Source organism: Arenibacter algicola, assembly GCF_018860365.1.
Classification (GTDB): Bacteria; Bacteroidota; Bacteroidia; order Flavobacteriales; family Flavobacteriaceae; genus Arenibacter; species Arenibacter algicola_B.
In genome coordinates this window covers 544,914-564,628 of sequence record NZ_JAHKPO010000013.1, presented here as the reverse complement: position 1 = coordinate 564,628, position 19,715 = coordinate 544,914, and the positions used below count along the sequence as shown (strand labels likewise).

Annotated in this window: 16 protein-coding genes and 1 tRNA gene; 6 read left to right on the top strand and 11 right to left on the bottom strand. The window is 40.4% G+C overall.

All coding sequences use genetic code 11. The features are described 5' to 3' along the window. Positions 1-14 precede the first annotated feature (14 nt). The 6 genes from KO529_RS11075 to KO529_RS11050 form a co-directional block, all read right to left on the bottom strand. Entirely contained in the window at positions 15-182 is a 168-nt protein-coding gene (locus KO529_RS11075) for a lactonase family protein (RefSeq protein ID WP_215947988.1), read from the bottom strand. 247 nt (positions 183-429) lie between these two features. After that, positions 430-506, bottom strand: a tRNA-Asp gene (locus KO529_RS11070). A 74-nt stretch (positions 507-580) separates the two neighbouring features. Then, positions 581-1,510 (bottom strand): DUF58 domain-containing protein, encoded by a 930-nt coding sequence (locus tag KO529_RS11065; protein WP_215947923.1) that lies wholly within the window; start codon positions 1,508-1,510, stop codon positions 581-583. A gap of 196 nt (positions 1,511-1,706) precedes the next feature. Beyond that, the gene (gene trxA / locus KO529_RS11060; protein WP_031442126.1) at positions 1,707-2,024 is read right to left on the bottom strand and encodes a thioredoxin; all 318 of its coding nucleotides are present in this window, start codon (positions 2,022-2,024) and stop codon (positions 1,707-1,709) included. Positions 2,025-2,184: 160 nt separating this feature from the next. After that, the gene (gene dnaE / locus KO529_RS11055) at positions 2,185-6,621 is read right to left on the bottom strand and encodes a DNA polymerase III subunit alpha (protein ID WP_215947922.1); all 4,437 of its coding nucleotides are present in this window, start codon (positions 6,619-6,621) and stop codon (positions 2,185-2,187) included. A gap of 153 nt (positions 6,622-6,774) precedes the next feature. Continuing rightward, positions 6,775-7,242 carry a ferritin-like domain-containing protein gene (locus KO529_RS11050; RefSeq protein WP_247097578.1) on the bottom strand — a complete coding sequence of 156 codons (468 nt, stop codon included), beginning with the start codon at positions 7,240-7,242 and terminating at the stop codon, positions 6,775-6,777. A gap of 270 nt (positions 7,243-7,512) precedes the next feature. Here KO529_RS11050 and KO529_RS11045 point away from each other — a divergent pair, with 270 nt between their 5' ends. The 6 genes from KO529_RS11045 (at position 7,513) to KO529_RS11020 (ending at position 12,988) form a co-directional block, all read left to right on the top strand. Next, complete coding sequence (locus KO529_RS11045) at positions 7,513-8,073, top strand: 30S ribosomal protein S16 (protein ID WP_215947921.1); 561 nt, start codon at positions 7,513-7,515, stop codon at positions 8,071-8,073. A 13-nt stretch (positions 8,074-8,086) separates the two neighbouring features. Continuing rightward, a complete protein-coding gene (gene rimM, locus KO529_RS11040) occupies positions 8,087-8,614 on the top strand; it encodes a ribosome maturation factor RimM (RefSeq protein WP_215947920.1) in 528 nt (175 codons plus the stop codon). 217 nt (positions 8,615-8,831) lie between these two features. Beyond that, positions 8,832-9,419 carry an SET domain-containing protein gene (locus tag KO529_RS11035; protein WP_215947919.1) on the top strand — a complete coding sequence of 196 codons (588 nt, stop codon included), beginning with the start codon at positions 8,832-8,834 and terminating at the stop codon, positions 9,417-9,419. 138 nt (positions 9,420-9,557) lie between these two features. Then, positions 9,558-10,985, top strand: coding sequence for a sulfatase family protein (locus KO529_RS11030; RefSeq protein WP_215947918.1), 1,428 nt, complete (start codon positions 9,558-9,560; stop codon positions 10,983-10,985). Positions 10,986-11,022: 37 nt separating this feature from the next. Further along, positions 11,023-11,736, top strand: coding sequence for a tRNA1(Val) (adenine(37)-N6)-methyltransferase (locus tag KO529_RS11025; protein ID WP_215947917.1), 714 nt, complete (start codon positions 11,023-11,025; stop codon positions 11,734-11,736). 73 nt (positions 11,737-11,809) lie between these two features. Continuing rightward, positions 11,810-12,988: an acyl-CoA dehydrogenase family protein gene (locus KO529_RS11020; protein WP_215947916.1), complete on the top strand. Its 1,179-nt coding sequence runs from the start codon at positions 11,810-11,812 to the stop codon at positions 12,986-12,988. 27 nt (positions 12,989-13,015) lie between these two features. On the opposite strand, the gene KO529_RS11015 is transcribed toward KO529_RS11020, so the two are convergent. The 5 genes from KO529_RS11015 to KO529_RS10995 form a co-directional block, all read right to left on the bottom strand. Then, entirely contained in the window at positions 13,016-13,516 is a 501-nt protein-coding gene (locus KO529_RS11015) for a heme-binding domain-containing protein (RefSeq protein WP_215947915.1), read from the bottom strand. A gap of 292 nt (positions 13,517-13,808) precedes the next feature. Beyond that, on the bottom strand, positions 13,809-15,170 hold the full coding sequence (locus KO529_RS11010) for a GH1 family beta-glucosidase (protein WP_215947914.1): 1,362 nt from the start codon (positions 15,168-15,170) through the stop codon (positions 13,809-13,811). A 15-nt stretch (positions 15,171-15,185) separates the two neighbouring features. Beyond that, positions 15,186-16,181: a glycosyltransferase family protein gene (locus KO529_RS11005; protein WP_215947913.1), complete on the bottom strand. Its 996-nt coding sequence runs from the start codon at positions 16,179-16,181 to the stop codon at positions 15,186-15,188. A gap of 37 nt (positions 16,182-16,218) precedes the next feature. Next, on the bottom strand, positions 16,219-17,079 hold the full coding sequence (locus KO529_RS11000) for a UDP-2,3-diacylglucosamine diphosphatase (RefSeq protein WP_215947912.1): 861 nt from the start codon (positions 17,077-17,079) through the stop codon (positions 16,219-16,221). 331 nt (positions 17,080-17,410) lie between these two features. After that, positions 17,411-19,453 (bottom strand): response regulator, encoded by a 2,043-nt coding sequence (locus tag KO529_RS10995; RefSeq protein WP_215947911.1) that lies wholly within the window; start codon positions 19,451-19,453, stop codon positions 17,411-17,413. Positions 19,454-19,715 lie beyond the last annotated feature (262 nt).

Here is a 19,715-nt window from a genome sequence, read left to right as displayed (position 1 = left end):
GGCGGATTATTTCTCTAGAACTTTAAACATACAGGTTGTGAAATTGATATTTCATTTCCTGTAAATTCAAGGAGTCCTGTCTTATTATCAACTTTATAAACAGTTATGTTATTCGATATTTGATTGGCCACCAATAAAAATTTTCCATCTGGCAATAAAGTAAAATTCCGAGGCCCTTTTATTGCCTGTCAACTCCCATTAATAAAGATAGCAAATTACCCCATTTGAAATACAATTACAACCTCATTAGACAAAATAATTGAAGTGTTATTCAGTACAAGAGGCAAAAATCGGGTTGAACTAAAAATTCCTTATTCCTAATAGGAATTACGAATTTAAAGGAAATTAATGGTGAAGTAATTTGTTGTACCTATGTTGTACCCGTAAAAAAGAAAAAGCTTTCCAATTTCTTGAAAAGCTTATCTTTGTTGGCGGTCCGGACGGGACTCGAACCCGCGACCCCCTGCGTGACAGGCAGGTATTCTAACCAACTGAACTACCGAACCGTGGCGTTTAGCGAGTGCAAATATACACCCCTTATTTAATTGCACAAACAATTTTTTAAAAATAATGCAAGTTTCTACATAAATTTTTGGCGCTCCACCATAAACGTGTTCATTATCAGGGAGAAACTATCTTTTACATCTACCTCCACATATTTAATTTTATATTGGGCACATTTTAGTCGCAATTCAGTAAAATAAGACCCCACCTCTTTTTTATAGGCCTCTTTTACAGAATCGGCATAAAGATCAATTTGGGTCCCTGTCTCCACATCCAGAAAACGCTTGGGGGTATTTTCAAAATCAAAGGAGTATTCTGTTTCTTTGTCCATGATATGAAAAAGAATTACTTCATGTTTATTGTACTTTAAATGCCGTAAGGCCTCGAACAACTGCCCATCTTCACCAGAAGATTGAAACATGTCCGTAAAAAGTACAATTAAACTTCTTCTTTTTATTTTTTCGGCAATCAGGTGCAAATAGGTATAGGTCTCGGTCTGCTTGGCAGGTTTTGTTTCCTGACTAATCTCACTTAATTTGGCCAACAACATCTGGTGATGCCTTTCACTACTCTTTTCCGAAGAATAGAAATTATATTGGTCGCTATAAACACTTAAACCAACCGCATCCCGCTGTCTTTTAAGTATATTCATCAACGAGGCAATGGCCAAGACCCCAAAACCAATTTTATTTAGGTTGTCAAGACTTAGGGCACCAACCTCCGGATAATACATGGAGGCCGAATTATCCAAGATCATATGACAGCGCAAATTGGTCTCCTCTTCGTATCGCTTGGTATATAACTTGTCCGTCTTGGCAAACAGCTTCCAATCTATATGCTTGGTACTTTCCCCATTATTATAGATCTTATGCTCTGCAAATTCCGCGGAAAATCCATGAAAGGGACTTTTATGAATGCCACTGATAAATCCTTCCACCACCTGACCTGCCAATAATTCCAAGTTTTGGAACAAACTTGCCTTATGTAATTCCGATTGTAGCTCCATAGTGCTAAGATAATGAAGATATGGTCGGGTTGAAAAATAGAAATGCCAAAAAAAGGGAGGCCAAATAAAATAAGCTGCAATCAACCTCTATTTTTAGAGTTTTGCTATATACTTCATTAAAAATTAGGCATAAAAAAATCCCGCTAAAAGCAGGATCTTTTTATCTTTTATATTCCCCTTCGGGAATCAGTGAAGGCTATAGTAATGCATCAATTGCATCGGTATACACCTTTTTAGGGGAAACACCAACCTGTCTGTTAACGATTTCACCATTTTTAAACACCAATACCGTAGGAATATTTCTTACGCCATATTTCGCGGCAAATTCTTGATTGGCGTCCACGTCTACCTTACCAACAACGGCTTTACCATCATACTCGGTACTTACCTCATCGATAATAGGACCTACCATTCTACAAGGACCACACCACGCTGCCCAAAAATCCACTACTACTGGTTTATCACTTTTTAAAACTACCTCATCAAAAGTAGCATCTGTTATTTCTAATGCCATGTTTCGTTATTTTTAAATATTATACAAATTTAGACAATTATTTTGCCTTTTCCTTACTAAGATTATATTCGTTTTGACTATGGCTAAATTGATAAAACCTATTCTTTTAACACATTTGACTCTCGTGGGACTCCCAACCATTTAACCCACTCCATAACAATTAGTTCAACTTGTAATGTACGTCTTTTTCATTGAGCTGAAGGAGTAATTCACTCGATATTTGAATTTTTTGTTTTCTAGAGGTCATGTTTACTTTTATCTGCTCTTCCATCTCATATACCACAAAACTTAAGGGATGATTGCCCTGATGCGAAACCAAAGTATCCTTAAGGTCCAATATACTTTCCTCCTTCAATTGCGATATATCCAACCTAATGGTGAGTTTTTTGGCAAAGGTCTCCATAACGTCCTGCAACATCATGATCATATTAAACTGCATCCTGGGCTCTCCTTTTTTTCCGGTATCACGGTTTACCCAGCCTTCGCGCACAAACACCTTGACATAGGCGAAAGAATTGATCATCAGGAAATGACGGTACTTTAAATACTCTTCCCCGAACATTCTAAACTCAAAGGTATCCGTATAATCTTCCATGGTGAACATGGCCCATCCCTTGCCATTTTTAGAAACCCTATGCTGCACATCGGTAATTACCCCCGCAAAAGACACCTCTCTGTTTACTATTGCCTCCAAATCACTTAAATTGGAAAGGCTCGCATTACAGAATGCCTTTATCTCTGCATTAAAATCGTCCAAGGGATGACCGGAAATGTAGATTCCGACCACTTCTTTTTCCCTTCGCAATTTTCCCATGGTACCCCATTCCTCACAGGGCGGCACCACAGGTTCCGGAATCTGCACGTCACTGGCTTCACCAAACAAACTTACTTGTGAAGAATTTTCATTCTCCTGAAATTTGGCCCCATATTTCATGGCTTTTTCCAAGAAGGTAATTCCGTCCCCTTCATCATAAAAATATTGGGCCCTATGGGTATCCCCGAAGGAATCGAAGCCACCGGCCACTGCCAGATTCTCAAAGGCCTTTTTATTGGCTGCCCTTAGGTCGATGCGTTTGGCCAGATCAAAAACAGATTTAAATGGTCCGTCTTTCTTTCTATTCTCCACGATGGTCTCCACTGCTCCACGGCCAACCCCTTTTACGGCCCCCATGCCAAAACGCACTGCGCCGGCATCGTTTACCGCAAACTTATAGTAGGATTCGTTAACATCTGGCCCCAATACTTCCAGTCCCATACGTTTACACTCTTCCATAAAGAAGGTAACCTGCTTTATGTCGTTCATGTTATTCGAAAGTACTGCCGCCATATATTCTGCCGGGTAATGCGCTTTGCAATATGCGGTCTGGTAAGCAATCCAAGCGTAACAGGTAGAGTGCGACTTATTAAATGCATAGGCTGCAAATGCCTCCCAGTCTTTCCAAATTTTCTCCAGCTTGTCAACGTCATGACCTTTTTCCGAAGCCTGCTTTATAAACTGCGGCTTCATTTTATCTAGGACATACTTCTGCTTTTTCCCCATCGCCTTACGCAAAACGTCTGCCTCACCCTTGGTGAAATCTGCCAGTTTTTGCGAAAGTAGCATCACCTGCTCCTGATACACCGTAATCCCGTAAGTTTCCGCTAAATACTCTTCACAGGCATCAAGGTCATATATAATTTCTTCCGTACCATGTTTACGGGCAATGAAACTGGGAATATATTCCATTGGACCGGGACGGTACAAAGCGTTCATGGCAATAAGATCGGCAAAAACGGTAGGTTTTAACGCCCGCATGTGTTTTTGCATCCCGGGAGATTCATATTGAAACACCCCAACGGTTTCCCCACGCTGGAACAGCTCGTAAGTCTTTTCATCGTCCAAGGGAAAATTCTCCGGATCCAATTCTATACCGTGTTTGGCCTTTACTATTTTTACGGTATCCTTGATCAGGGTCAAGGTTTTTAACCCCAAGAAATCCATTTTTAGCAAGCCTGCACTTTCCACCACAGAGTTGTCGAACTGAGTGCAATACATCTCGGAATCCTTTGCCAAGGCTACCGGGACAAACTTGGTAATATCATCGGGCGTAATGATTACCCCACAGGCATGTATCCCGGTGTTACGCACAGAGCCTTCCAAAATATAAGCCTGGTTAAGGGTTTCCGATTCCAGGCCATCGCCTTCGGAAATAGCCAGCAACTCGTTGATCTTGATCAGTTCCTCGCTATTGAATTTTTCTTTTAAGGTTTTTTCATCGACCCCAATAATCTTTTTCAACTTGGACATATTGGGAATCAGCTTGGCCATGCGGTCCGCATCCCCCAGGGGTAGATCCAACGCCCGTGCCGTATCCCTGATCGATGACTTTGCCGCCATGGTACCATAGGTGATGATCTGGGCTACCTGATTGGCACCGTATTTATCGATTACATAATCCATTACCCTACCACGGCCTTCATCATCAAAATCAATATCGATATCGGGCATGGACACACGGTCCGGATTCAAGAATCTCTCAAAAAGTAGATCGTACTTAATAGGATCCAAATTGGTTATCCACAAACAATAAGCAACTGCGGAACCTGCTGCGGAACCCCGACCAGGACCCACGGACACATCCATACTCCGTGCCGCCCTAATAAAATCCTCTACAATTAAGAAATAACCTGGATATCCGGTCTTCTCAATTACCTTAAGTTCAAAATCGAGTCGCTCATCAATTTCAGGGGTAATCTCACCATATCTCTTTTTCGCCCCTTCATAGGTTATATGGCGTAGATATTTATTCTCACCCCGTTTACCGCCATCCAATTTATCCTCTTCGAACCTAAACTCCTCCGGAATATCAAAAGCAGGCAATAACACGTCACGGGCAAGGGTAAAAGTTTCTACCTTGTCTATAACTTCCTGAATGTTGGTAATGGCATCCGGAATATCCTTAAAAAGGTCCTTCATTTCATCTGAGGACTTAAAGTAATATTCCTGGTTTGGCAAGCCATATCGGTATCCACGACCACGACCTATAGGCGTGGCCTGTTTTTCACCATCTTTTACACACAGTAATATATCATGTGCATGCGCATTCTCCTTTTCCAGGTAATACGTATTATTGGTAGCAACCAATTTTACATTGTGTTTTTTGGCGAATTGTATTAATACTTGATTGACCCGGTCTTCATCCTCCTGACCGTGACGCATAATTTCCATATACAGGTCATCACCAAAAGTCTCTTTCCACCAAAGCAAGGCTTCCTCTGCCTGGTTTTCCCCCACATTCAAAACCTTACTGGGCACTTCCCCGTATAGATTGCCGGTAAGCACAATGATATCCTCCTTGTATTGCTCTATGACCTTCTTATCTATACGCGGAACATAGTACTTCCCATCCACGAAGGCTATGGACGACATTTTTGCCAAATTTAAATACCCATTTTTGTTTTTGGCAAGCATTACTATTTGATACCCGTTATCTTTCTGGGATTTATTGGTATGATCTTCACAAACTTGAAATTCACAACCTATAATCGGCGTAATCTCCACCTCCGGCTCTGGAAGTTCCTGCAAGGGCTCCTGCCCTTCTTCCAAGGTTCCGTTTATGGTGGCCTCATAGCGCTTTAAATTTTCTTCGTTCCTGGATACAACTCCCTTGTTATGGTTAATGACCCCATTAACAAAATGAAACGCTCCCATCATATTCGCGTGGTCCGTCATGGCTACCGCTGGCATTTTAGCCTTTGCAGTGGCCAAGATCAAGGCAGGAATACTAATGGTCGACTGCAGAATGGAAAACTGTGTATGGTTATGGAGATGGGCAAAATTTGCCGTTTCCAAAGTGGCCAGATTTTCCTTTATTTCCTCCTTGGAAATCCCACCTGTATCCTTCTCCCACAAGGCATCGGCTATTTTTTTTGATGCCTTTTTTAGGTTGATATGCTTTAGACCTATTAATTGTATTTCTTGCGGATTGGCCTCGGAGAAATTCTTAAAATAATCGGGCTTAACATCCAATTGCTCGGCCGTATATTCCTTTTTACGGACCAATTCCAAGAAGCAACGCGTAGTGGCCTCAACATCGGCAGTGGCATTGTGTGCTTCTCCGAAAGGCTCGCCAAACAAGTATTGATGCAGCTCCGTTAAGGTCGGTAATTTAAACTTGCCACCACGTCCACCAGGAATCTGGCATAATTGCGCCGTATGTTCGGTACAGGTATCCAACACTGGCAATTCCTGTAACGAATTTTCAACTTGGTACCGATGGAATTCAGCCCCCATAATATTAAGGTCGAAACCCACATTCTGTCCTACTACAAATTTTGTTTTGGAAAGTGCTGCATTGAATTTTTCCAATACCTCCCCAATTGGAACCCCTTTTTGCTGGGCCAGCTCCGTAGATATGCCATGAATTTGTTCCGCATCATAAGGAATATTAAATCCGTCCGGCTGCACCAAATAATCCTGACTCTCCACCAAGTTGCCCATGGCATCGTGCAATTGCCAAGCTATTTGTATACAGCGCGGCCAATTGTCGGTATCCGTATAAGGTGCATCCCAACGTTTGGGTAATCCTGTGGTTTCCGTATCAAAAATAAGGTACATAGAGTGGGTTTAGGTGATGGGATTGGAAGTGGTAAAAATAAGGAAATAGCACATAAAGGGAAAGGGCTTTTATTAGGAGTTATCAACGTTCCAAAAGCAAAGAACCAGATGCTTCCATCTAGTTCTTTTATTTTATCAATAAACTATTGGGTCCTATGCTATTCGCTCATGGATATTGGCCACGGTCAAAGACGATTTTATAGCATCCCTATGCCTTTTCAGCATACTTTCCGTAGATGGCGGAAGTACAACGTTCTTATCGTATAAAATCTCATTATACTCCTCAAGACTTGCCTTTTCCCCTCGCTCTACTTCTTCAAGTAGTTGTTCCTTTTCATTGGAGGCCACGGCCGCTTTAAGATTCATCCATGCTCTGTGCATATCTCCTTTTAAGCTTCCGTCCTTTTCTGGCAATTCCCCATATTGCAATATTTCACTTTTAAGCTCTTGGGCAAATTCTCCACGTTGTGCGGCCCTATCCTTTAGAAATGTATTGATCGTTGGATTGTCTATTTTATCCATTGCCAATTTAAATCCTTTTTCGGCATCATAATTCTTTACCAATAGATTGTTCAATCCGTTTGAAATTTTTTCTGAATACTTCATGTTATCTCTCTTCATTTTTAATTAGTTATTATGGGTAGCGACTTTCGCCAACCCTAGTAATAAACTATAATAATTGTACATAACTCCAAATCCGAAGGCGGTTTTAGCCCAAGTTTAACAGCTTTTCTTAAGAAATGTTAAGCCATTTGCACACAATAATTGAATTTTAGTCCAAATATTTGATAACCACATAAAAAGAAATATTATATTTGCACCCGCTTAGGAAGAACCTAGCGAAAAAAGAATTAATAACCAAGGGTCGGGCACCCTACAAATTAATGTGATATGCCAGTTAGAATTAGATTACAAAGACACGGAAAAAAAGGAAAACCTTTTTATTGGGTAGTAGCTGCGGATTCCCGCGCTAAAAGAGACGGTAAATACTTGGAAAAATTAGGTATTTACAATCCAAATACCAATCCTGCAACTATAGAATTGGATGTTGACAGTTCTGTAAAATGGTTAGAGAACGGTGCACAGCCTTCTGAAACTGCAAAAAGAATTTTATCTTACAAAGGAGTACTTTTGAAGCACCATTTATTGGGTGGTGTTCGTAAAGGGGCCTTGACCGAAGAGCAAGTTGAAGAAAAATTCAATGCTTGGTTGGAAGAAAAAGCAAATATTGTTGGTTCTAAGGTAGATAGTTTGGCTAAGGCAGAAGCCGATGCTAAAGCTAAGGCCCTAAAAGCTGAGAAAGAGGTAAACGAAAAACGTATGGCCGCTGCTGCTGAGGCAGAAGCTCCAGCTGCAGAAGAAGAAGTTGCTGAGGAAACTGCTCCTGAAGTAGTATCTGAAGATACTGCTGCTCCTGCGGAAGCTCCTGAAGAGACCAAAGAAACAGAATAGCTAATAGCAAACGATGACAAAGGAAGAATGTTTCTACCTCGGTAAAATCGTTTCTAAACATAGCTTTAAGGGTGAGGTACTCATTAAATTGGATACCGACGAACCCGAATTGTACGAAAAATTGGAATCAGTATTCGTTTCCCTCGGAAACAATCTGGTTCCTTTTTTTATTGAAAAAAGCCAACTTCACAAATCCAGTCTATTACGAGTGCGATTTGAGGAAGTTGCCAATGAATCGGACGCAGACAAGGTAATGGGCTCCGAAATATATCTCCCCCTTGAATTTTTGCCCAAACTAAAAGGCAACAAATTTTATTACCACGAGGTAATTGGTTTTACCATGGAAGACAAGGTCCATGGAAATATAGGAATTATCCAAAGTATTAACGACACTACTTCCCAAGCTTTATTTGAGGTTGAAAAAGGCGATAAACAATTGCTTATTCCGGTCAGGGATGAGCTAATAGTTAAGGTAGACCGAGAAAACAAAACTATTTTTGTTGACACACCCGAGGGATTGGTCGACCTCTACTTATCCTAAAACACCCCATTTATATTTTTTATCCCGCTATAAAACGGATGATAATTTTACCTATCTTTCTTTATTGCATTTCTTATTGATCGGGGTCAAATCCAAAAACACTTTAGCCACTATTTTTAGCTAGGCTAGTTGTTTATAAGATGTTACTCTTAAAGGCATTATGACATGTAAATGGAAATAACTATTCAGTATTCACGAGATTATTTTATGCGTTAAAATGATTCATCCTAAAACAGAATTACAATTCATCAATAAGGAGGTAGGCTATGGCGTAGTAGCCACAGAATTTATTCCTGCCGGAACCATAACCTGGGTATTGGATAAGTTGGACCGCGAATTTACTCCGGCCGAACTTGAATCCCTGGAACCCCTTTATCAGTCCATATTGGACACTTATACCTTTAGGGACAATAAGGGGAGATTTATACTTTGTTGGGACAATGCCAGATACGTAAACCACAGTTTTAACTCCAACTGCCTTACCACAGCCTATGACTTTGAGGTAGCCATACGGGATATCCATGTAGGGGAACAACTAACGGACGACTATGGATATCTGAACATTCCTCAACCCTTCAGGGGAATTGATGAAGGTACAAAGCGAAAGGTTGTATACCCGGATGACCTATTAAAATATCACAAAGTCTGGGACAAAAAACTGCAACTCGTATTTCCAAAAATCCCAAAGCTGGACCAACCATTAAAACCATTGTTTTCCGATAATCAATGGAGCATGGTTACCTCCATTTCCGAAGGTAAAAAAATGATGGATTCCATTAAGAACAACTATTACAACGGGAATTAGCGGAAACAACAACCCAACCTAGCGGTGCAGTACAAAATTTTGGTTATGGCACTTTCAACTATTAGACCATAACATTTCAAAATATTATTTTAGCTTTATCAAAATCTGTACTACGGACTTACATCAAAAACTAAAATAATGTTCAGAAATCTACCCTTGCTACTCCTTTCATTGGTTTTATTTTCCTGTGCTGAAAAGAAAAAAGATTCAAAACCCGAAATTCCACCCAATGTAATTTTGATTTTTACCGATGATCAGGGATATCAGGATGTAGGTACTTTTGGTTCGCCCAATATTGAAACCCCCCATTTGGACCAAATGGCAAAAGAGGGGGTAAAACTCACCAGCTTTTACTCAGCACAACCCATATGTTCCGCTTCAAGGGCAGGTATATTGACCGGCTGCTACCCCAACCGAATTGGCATACACAACGCCCTGGGACCAGGTAGTCCCATAGGAATAAATGCATCCGAGATGACTATAGCGGAAATGCTAAAAAACATTGGGTATAAAACCGCCATTTTTGGAAAATGGCATTTGGGAGATAGCCCAAATTTCTTACCTACGAGACATGGTTTTGATGAATTCTTTGGCATCCCCTACTCTAACGATATGTGGCCCTACCATCCTCAGCAAGGCCCAGTATTCAATTTTGGGCCCCTACCGCTTTATGAAAATGAGACGGTTCTGGATACCCTTACGGAACAATCACAACTTACCACCCAAATAACGGAAAGGAGCGTGGATTTTATCAATAGAAATAAAAACAATCCTTTCTTTCTATATGTACCCCATCCACAGCCGCATGTACCACTTTTTGTATCCGATAAATTTAGAGGGAAATCAAAGAGAGGATTATACGGCGATGTTATCATGGAGATCGACTGGTCCGTGGGCGAAATATTGGCCGCCTTGAAAAAGAACGGCCTAGAGGACAACACCGTGGCAATCTTTACTTCGGACAATGGACCCTGGCTTTCCTATGGTAACCACGCGGGCAGTGCACTGCCCTTTAGGGAAGGTAAGGGAACGGCTTGGGAGGGGGCACAGCGCGAGCCTTTCATTATGAGGTACCCCAACAAGATAATCCCCGGAAAAACCATAGATATACCCGTCATGGCCATAGATATTTTACCTACCATCGCTGAAATAACAGGAGCCCGTTTGCCCAATTTAACTATCGACGGAAAAAGCGCCTTGTCCCTGCTCACTGGGGAAAGCCAAGAGAGTCCGCAAGAAGCTTATTTCTTTTACTATAGAATAAACGAACTCATGGGGGTACGCTATGGAAAATGGAAAATGTACTTCCCCCACACTTACAGAACCATGGACGGACAAGAGCCTGGCAAGGATGGGCTTCCAGGGGAATACCGAATGGTCGAAATGGAAGAAATAGAACTTTATGATGTTACTACGGATATAAGTGAGACCAACAACGTGGCCGAAGAATACCCGGAAGTGGTAGACCAAATAAAGATTTTAGCCAATGAGATGCGCCATGAACTAGGAGATTCCCTACTAGAATTGGAAGGCACCAAAAACAGGGAGGCAGGAAAAGCGGAATAAGAAAAGTTATCTCCTTTAAGCAAAAGCAAGATTTATCATGAGCAAACCCTTCCTATTTAAACAATTCCAAATACATCAGGATCGCTGTGCCATGAAAATCGGTACCGATGGGGTTTTATTGGGAGCTTGGACCTCTCTGGAGCACCAACCCCTGTCCATTCTGGATATCGGAGCGGGAACGGGAGTGGTTGCTTTGATGCTGGCACAAAGGAGTGATGCTGAAACCATAGACGGCATAGAGATAGATGAAGATGCCTATGAGCAATGTGTAGAGAATTTTGAAGCCTCTGACTGGGCAGATCGATTATTCTGTTACCACGCATCCCTAGATGAATTTGTAGCCGAAATAGACGACAAATACGATCTCATCGTATCAAATCCACCATTTTACGCTGAAATTGTACCTAGTGGCAATGAATCCAGGGATATCGCAAGACAGAGTCAATCCTTGCCTTTTGAGGACCTTTTGAGCGGCGTTGCGAAACTCTTGGCGAAAAATGGCACCTTTTCCACCATCATCCCGTTTAAAGAAGAGGAAAGATTTTTGGATTTGGCTGCCGCAATTAACCTTTATCCCAAGCGGCTTATGCGCATTAAAGGGAACCCTAATTCTGAGATTAAGCGAAGCTTGTTGGAATTAAACATTGGGAAGACTTCTGTTGAAATTGAAAATCTCACTATAGAATTAGCCCGACACCAATACACCAAGGAATATATAGGTCTGACAAAAGATTTTTATTTAAAAATGTAACAATCATACTTTCTTGTGTTATATTTTTAAACAAATCCTTAATTTGTTTATTTTTGAATCTAAAATTAATTCTATGCGACCCGATTTGTTTGAAGCACCTGATTATTACAATTTAGACGACCTTTTATCCGAAGAACATAAATTGGTACGCGATGCTGCCAGACAATGGGTAAAGCGGGATATCTCCCCTATCATAGAAGAATATGCCCAAAAAGCAGAGTTTCCAAAACAGATCATCAAAGGCCTTTCTGAAATTGGGGCCTTCGGACCCTATATCCCCGAGGAATATGGAGGTGCCGGATTGGACCAGATAAGCTACGGGTTAATAATGCAGGAAATAGAACGGGGCGATAGCGGGGTACGTTCCACTGCCTCGGTACAATCATCTTTAGTAATGTATCCTATTTTCGCCTATGGCAGTGAGGAACAGCGAAAGAAATACTTGCCTAAATTGGCCTCCGGCGAATTTATGGGCTGTTTTGGGTTAACAGAACCCAATCATGGCTCCAACCCCAGTGGTATGGAAACAAAGTTTAAGGATAAAGGCGATCATTTTCTACTAAACGGCGCCAAACTTTGGATTTCCAATTCGCCTTTTGCGGATATAGCGGTGGTCTGGGCCAAGAACGAAGAAGGACGTATCCACGGACTAATAGTAGAACGGGGCATGGCAGGCTTTTCCACGCCGGAAACCCATAATAAATGGTCCTTACGGGCCTCGGCGACAGGTGAATTAATCTTTGATAATGTAAAGGTTCCCAAAGAAAATCTACTGCCGGGTAAAAATGGGCTTGGTGCACCCTTGGGCTGTTTGGATTCGGCACGCTACGGAATTGCCTGGGGTGCCATAGGCGCTGCAATGGATTGTTATGATACCGCCTTGAGATATGCCAAGGAACGCATCCAATTTGGAAAACCCATTGCTGCCACCCAATTACAACAAAAAAAATTGGCGGAGATGATTACAGAAATCACCAAAGCACAATTATTGGCCTTCCGATTGGGGCAATTGAAAAACGAAGGAAGGGCCACTACGGCTCAAATTTCAATGGCCAAGCGCAATAACGTGGAAATGGCGATCAAGATAGCCCGGGAAGCCAGACAGGTTTTGGGAGGTATGGGCATAACCGGCGAATATAGTATTATGCGCCATATGATGAATCTCGAAAGCGTCATCACCTATGAAGGAACACATGACATCCACTTATTGATTACAGGGGCCGACATTACCGGACTACCAGCTTTTCAATAAACATGTCAATTAAATAACTGCTATACCCTACTTTTTGGGCCTCGGCTTCCTCACCAAACTATCTGCAGGATAAGTAGCCTTTAAATATGCCATTTGGGCCTTGGACCAATCCAAAATCTGGTCCTGTTGTTCCTGGGTAAGGCTAGCCTCAGGATGAAGTCCGAAATAAGTATAAGAAGGTATTGGCATTTCTTTTTCTTCCACCATTTCCACAATCTCTTCGAATTTGTGATATTGAATAGCCAAAGGTAATTTTGTGAAGTTGGAAAAATTTAAATGTTTTTTGCCGTCTACCACATGATCATTTAAAAACCAGGCTACAGGCTGAACATTGGAGTACCATGGATATTCCGTTTTATTGGAATGACAATCATTACAGGAAACCTTCAATAAATGGTTTACATCCTCAGGAACCTTATATTTAGTGGAAAGGCTATTCGTATTATCATTAGATTCATTTTTTTCGGGTCGGAAAAACTGGATCAAGATCAATACTACACCCAGTCCTAACAAAATTTTTTTTAGCATAATAATAAATATTGGTTAATGACAAATACGCGAATTATAAGTTATAGGCCGTGTACTAAGGTAATATTTTTTTGGTTTTGACACTCATTTTTGAAAATGGTTTAATAATTAATATTAAACTAACTTATTGACTATCTTATGATAACATCGGAAACAACCTTAAAATATAATTTTACTGCAACCTAATAAAGGATACGTTCTTATAATTTGATTTGAGTTAGCTACTCTAAACCGATGGTCTCATCGGTTTTTTTGTTTAAAACAATTTGACCCTTGTCTTTGGTCGAAAAAACTACCTAGTGCCCAAAAAATGGCTGAACCATTTTCCGGATGACTTTATAATTCTTTGTTGATTTTCAAAATCAATGTAAACCAAACCAAATCTTGGATAATACCCTTCCGCCCATTCAAAATTGTCGGTAAATGTCCATACGAAATACCCATCCACCTTTAGTCCTCCCCTTTTCGCCCTGTGTACCTGCTTCAAATAAGCCTGTAAATAGGAAAGCCTTTCCTTATCGTGCACCCCACCTTTGTTGATTTCATCTTCAAAAGCAGCTCCGTTTTCCGTAATTATTATTTTTTTTACACCCTCGTAGCCGTTAAATCTTTTTATCATATTAAAAATGCTGGGCGGATAGACTTCCCAGTCCATTAGGGTAGCCCTAACTTTACGTTTGCTTGCCTTTACAATTTTAGCCTTTATATAAGGCACCAGATAGGAATGCTTAACCTTTTCACGTGTATAATTTTGGATTCCCACAAAATCGAAATCAAATACGGCGTTTTCGGCGTCCCCTGGTAATATATAAGATTGTATTCGTTTTAAAACTGGAATCGTGTCCCAAGGGTACCCCATTCCCAAAGAAGGTTCTATAAAGAGTCGGTTTAGCATGGCATCTGCCCTTTCCGCGGCCTTAAGGTCCCGGCGATTGTTCCTATAAGGTGATATCTGGGAACAGGAGAAGGTAGTACCAATATTGGCATTGGCCACCAAATTACGCAAAATCCTACCTCCTGCGGCCTGACACAATACCGCGTGGTGCACTGAGGGCAAAAAATTTCTTAAACCTTTCCTACCTGGTGCATGTACGCCTAGAAAATACCCCGCACCCGTAAAGACCATAGGTTCGTTCAATACCATCCAATTTTTGACCCTATCCCCAAAATTATTGGCACAAAGTGTTACATATTCCTGGAACCATCCTAGAATTTCCCTATTGGTCCACCCCCCTTTTTCTTCCAGCACAAGCGGCAGATCCCAGTGATATAAAGTCACCCAAGGCGTTATACCACATTCCAGACAAAAGTTGATAACATCATTATAAAACTGAATTCCTTTAGCGCTTACAGCTCCTGTTCCCTTTGGCAGTATCCGGGACCAGGACAAGGAGAACCTAAAGTGATCAATATTCATTTTCTTCATCAAGAGGATATCCTCTTGAAACTTGTGATAAAATTCACACGCATCATTGCCGTGCTGATTTTGGTAGGTATTCCCCTTCTTTGAGGTAAAATCGTCCCAGATGGAAGGTCCTTTATCATCCACATCGTGCGCACCCTCTATCTGATATGCCGCCGTAGATACACCCCAAATAAAATTTTTACCAAAGTCATTTACTTGCAAATCAAAATGTTCTGAATTTTTCGACATAAGCACTAAGATTGCTTAACCAGAAAAGGCCCCTTCAAGCAACTGGTCTATAATCTGTTCCGTGATATCCGGATAGTTTACTTCTATTTTGGCATCACTATCTACCCACAGTCTTAATTTATCCAAATGTTTATTTTTTAGGGATTTGATTACGGGAACCCCCAATTCTTTCAATGCCGCTGAATTGCACTGTTGTTCATATTGTCCTTTCATTGGGATTACCATCAACTTCTTGCCCAGGTACAAAGCTTCGGCAGGAGTTTCAAAACCTGCACCGCACAATATTCCCTTGGAAGTGACCATGCTGTGCACAAATGCCTCGTTGGTTATAGGCCTAATGCTAATATTCTGGCCTAAAAATTCTACCTTATTATGCTTGGAAAAAACTTCCCACTTCACATTGGAAACCTCTGAAAGGGTTTTCAATATCCTACCATCACTATAAGACGGCAGATACACGGTATAATGATTCCCTTCCTTGACCTCCGCAGTTCTAATATCCTTTCTTATAATAGGAGTATAGATCTTATCCCCATAGGCTTTAAAATGCAGGCCAAACTGTTGGGTTGTGGGCGCATAATTCTTTAAGATAAATTTTCCCATAAGGTCATTCTTGTCCGGTTTGGGGGAATTGGGAGAAAGTACTGCTGCTTGATGGCTAAAACTTATGGAAGCCTTATTTTTTAGTTTACATGCCCAAGCAGATACGGGCTCAAAATCATTTATGATCAGGTCATAATCTTCTATGGGTATACTTTTTATCTCCTTCTGCAGTCTAGCTGCATTGGACTTGAGATAGGTCCTCCATAAATTAACATTTCCTTGTTTGCCAAAAATAAAACTAAGTCCTTTGAGCTGATACTTGACCGGATGGGGAATCTGAATATCAGCCTGTATTCCGCTTACAAGGATATCCAATTCCAATCCTTTTTCCTGTAGTGCCGGAATAACATCGCGCGCCCTACTTAAATGACCATTGCCAGTACCCTGGATGGCATATAGTACTTTCATATTATAACTGTTTTAAGAGAGTAAATGAACAGGACGATCATTTGTTCTCGGCCGAGGTCAAAAATTGAAATTCCCTCACCAAATTTTGAAAAAGTTCGTTTTTATCAAGAATTTCCATTGGCTCCATAATATTTTCATCATCATTGAGAACCTTAACATCCTCTAAATAGTGGTATAATTTCCACTCCCCATTATTATATTCCAAACTTGTTAAATTCTCTATCCAATCGCCAGAATTAAGATACATAACAGACCCCTTGGAGGTAGCTATTTCTCTCATCTCGGGCTGGTGAATATGCCCACAAACCACATAATCATATTCATTTTCTATTGCGATATCTGCCGCGATCTGTTCAAAATCGTTTATAAACTTAATGGCCGATTTAACACTGTTTTTTATCTTCTTGGACATGGAAACCGGACCTTTTCCAATTTTTTTACTACAATAATTTATGGCACTGTTCAACAAAATCAGCATATCATAACCTGTAGCACCCAGCCTTGCGATCCATTTGGAATGTTGCATGGTAACATCAAAAACATCTCCATGAAACATCCAAGCTTTGCCACCATTTACCTCCAAGACCACTTTGTTGACAATATTGAAAGAACCCAATTTAAAGCCTAGGAATTTCCTTAACATTTCGTCATGGTTGCCGGCCACATAGTGCACAGGGATTCCTTCCGCCACCCATTGCATAATGATCTTTATCACCTTCATATGGGATTTTGGCCAATAGCGCTTGCTAAATTGCCATATATCAATAATATCGCCGTTCAAAACCACCTCCCTGGGTTTTATCGATTTTAGATATTTGACTAATTCCTTGGCATGGCATCCGTAGGTACCCAAATGCACATCGGACAAAACCACTAGTTCCACAGGTCTTTTTTTCATGAAGTAATATTTGGTAGGTTAATTATTCGAAACTTGAAAGGAGAGCAAAAGGACTTTGACCCAAGGTTTAAGAATTTGACCAAAACGGTCAATATTGAATTAGAAATAATTTTCATGCACAGAAAATCAATGTAAATTCAAAGATTGATATTTAGGTCGACAATAAACTAAATACGACTTTAAAATTAGGTTATATGATTGTTAACAGACTGTTTTCCAAGGCTGCGGAAAGTCTAATTAGGTTGGTGATTATCAAAGAAGAGTAAACACCTACTAAAGTTTAAGAATGACTAAAAATAGCCCAGGGCAAAGGAATGGGGATCCAAGAATACTATACCCGAACAAGGTATTTGGATAAATTCTGTCTAAGTTTATCAAATGTAATGGGTTTGGTAAAATAATCGTTCATACCAACCTCTTTGGCTCCTTGGATCGTTTCTTTGGTGACATCCGCCGAGAAACCAATAATGACAAGGTCCTTCTGGGTTTTCCTTATTTCCACGGTAGCCTCAAAACCGTCCATTTCCGGCATATGGATATCCATGAAGACCAAATCGTATTGGTTTTCGGCCACCGCTGTCACGGCCTCTTTTCCATTTCCTACCCAATAGGTATTTATACCAAATGCATCCAAGGTCTTTTTGAGTACCACAACATTTACCTTATTGTCGTCTACGATCAAAACCTTAAACCCTGTCAAATCTATACTATTGGAAATGGGCGCCTTTGTTTCTGGTTGCATCTCCGTAATAGGAAACGTAAGCGAAATCTTAAATTCCGTACCAACATTTTCTGTGCTATCTACCTCAATATGACCCTCCAACAACTCTATTAGCAGATATGTAATGTACAATCCAAGTCCACTACCTTCATGCCTTTTGGTAATACCTGAATCTATTTGTGTAAACCTATCAAAAATGGTTTTAAGTTTACTTTTCGGAATTCCTATTCCAGTATCCTTAATGCCAATGCTAATATTTAAGTCACTATTGTGTATGGTCTCTTCATAGGTGATATCTATTCCTCCCTCGTCCGTAAACTTTAGGGCATTCCTCAAAAGATTGGTGAGTATCTGGCCAAACTTTCCTATGTCCGCAATAACATGGGTTTTGGAGTCCGAGACAATATCCAATTTTGCGTAAAGCCCTTTAGCCTCAATACTGGGCCTATAAATACTAATAATATTCTCCAGCTCTTCCGATGGGGAAAAGACATCCTTTTTAAAGCTTATTTGGCCAGATTCTATTTTATCTATTTCCAGAATATCGTTCACCAGTAGAAGCAATTTTTTGGAAGAGACATCCATCAAAGAAAGATATTCCATGAGGGAACTATCTATTTTGGACTCCTTTAGAACCTCAATAAAGCCCATAATAGCATTTAAAGGGGTCCTGATTTCATGGCTCATGTTGGAGACAAACTCCGTTTTTGCCTTGGAAGCTTTTTCTGCCTTGGTCCGTTCTTCCCTCAAACTTCTATTAGCTACCCGAAGCTTAATATTTAAATCCCTAAAACGTAAGTTTTCATTTCTGGAAGATTGATAAAAGTACGTCAACAAACTCATAAGTAGGGATATTAGGATCCCAAAAATTAAAATGATTGAAGAAGACTTATTCCTTTCGGCCAATACCTCCTTATTGCGGGGCATTAGATAAAAGGTCCACACCTGTTTGTCATCCTGATCTACCTCATAAGACCTAACATAGACCAAATCATCGCTAAAGTCGCTGGGCGAGGGGTTATTGAGTCTATAAAAAGTAGTTCCCTTGTCATCCTTTATTTCAATGGCATAATTGTCCATTCCCGTAGCCAACATATCAAAAGTGGTCGTAAAATCCATTCCAGCGGTTATGGTTCCCTGGAATTTACCCCCGAAAAAAACAGGAACATCTATTAAAAAGGCATTCCCTCCCTGTATTAAGGTGGTCCAAGCCGTTAAGTTGGTCGAAGAATCCCGCACATGCCTTAGCCATTCATCACGTCTTGGGTGTTTGGAAAGATCAGCACCAATCACTGCCTCGTTCCCCTTAAGGGGCACAATCCTTTGAATTACCTGGGAACTATCTATCCATTCCACGAATTTAAAAGATTGATCTTCCTTAAGGATAAGTCTGGCGTCATCTTCCAAATATTGAAAAAAATCTCCATCGGTCATCACCAAACGCTCCATTAAATTCTCGAGGACAATAATGCTTTTTTGGCCAGAAGACAAGAATCCCTGCGACTGGATTTGCCCATTCACCTCTATGTCTTTCTTGATCAGCTCCCTATTGGAATTCAAAGAATTCTTCCAAAGCGCAACTACAACAATCATCAATACGACAAAAACAGAAAAAGGATATATTATTTCTTTCTTTGGAATCTTAAAGGACATATTAGGGGTGCTAAAAAGCTGAATTAGTTCAATTAGTGGTTGATACAGTCAAAGATATCACAATAAATAAAAAGCACCTCGTTTTATTAGGCTTATAATACAGGGGTATTAAAAACACGGTTTCCCCAATATAGAAATTAATAAAAGAAATCGGCCAATTACACATTAAACCCTGTTAATTAGCTGATTACAACTATTTTTAAAAGACAAAAACAATGTCACCATAGTCTTTTTGCAATCATGTTTTTACGAACTTCCAGGT

Coding starts and splice junctions, on each gene's coding strand:
- KO529_RS11050 (WP_247097578.1), bottom strand. CDS start 7,242: ATGAAGAGAGATAACATGAAGTATTCAGAAAAAATTTCAAACGGATTG.
- KO529_RS11005 (WP_215947913.1), bottom strand. CDS start 16,181: ATGAAAGTACTATATGCCATCCAGGGTACTGGCAATGGTCATTTAAGT.
- dnaE (WP_215947922.1), bottom strand. CDS start 6,621: ATGTACCTTATTTTTGATACGGAAACCACAGGATTACCCAAACGTTGG.
- KO529_RS11000 (WP_215947912.1), bottom strand. CDS start 17,079: ATGAAAAAAAGACCTGTGGAACTAGTGGTTTTGTCCGATGTGCATTTG.
- KO529_RS10995 (WP_215947911.1), bottom strand. CDS start 19,453: ATGTCCTTTAAGATTCCAAAGAAAGAAATAATATATCCTTTTTCTGTT.
- rimM (WP_215947920.1), top strand. CDS start 8,087: ATGACAAAGGAAGAATGTTTCTACCTCGGTAAAATCGTTTCTAAACAT.
- KO529_RS11045 (WP_215947921.1), top strand. CDS start 7,513: ATGCCAGTTAGAATTAGATTACAAAGACACGGAAAAAAAGGAAAACCT.
- trxA (WP_031442126.1), bottom strand. CDS start 2,024: ATGGCATTAGAAATAACAGATGCTACTTTTGATGAGGTAGTTTTAAAA.
- KO529_RS11035 (WP_215947919.1), top strand. CDS start 8,832: ATGATTCATCCTAAAACAGAATTACAATTCATCAATAAGGAGGTAGGC.
- KO529_RS11020 (WP_215947916.1), top strand. CDS start 11,810: ATGCGACCCGATTTGTTTGAAGCACCTGATTATTACAATTTAGACGAC.
- KO529_RS11065 (WP_215947923.1), bottom strand. CDS start 1,510: ATGGAGCTACAATCGGAATTACATAAGGCAAGTTTGTTCCAAAACTTG.
- KO529_RS11030 (WP_215947918.1), top strand. CDS start 9,558: ATGTTCAGAAATCTACCCTTGCTACTCCTTTCATTGGTTTTATTTTCC.
- KO529_RS11015 (WP_215947915.1), bottom strand. CDS start 13,516: ATGCTAAAAAAAATTTTGTTAGGACTGGGTGTAGTATTGATCTTGATC.
- KO529_RS11010 (WP_215947914.1), bottom strand. CDS start 15,170: ATGTCGAAAAATTCAGAACATTTTGATTTGCAAGTAAATGACTTTGGT.
- KO529_RS11025 (WP_215947917.1), top strand. CDS start 11,023: ATGAGCAAACCCTTCCTATTTAAACAATTCCAAATACATCAGGATCGC.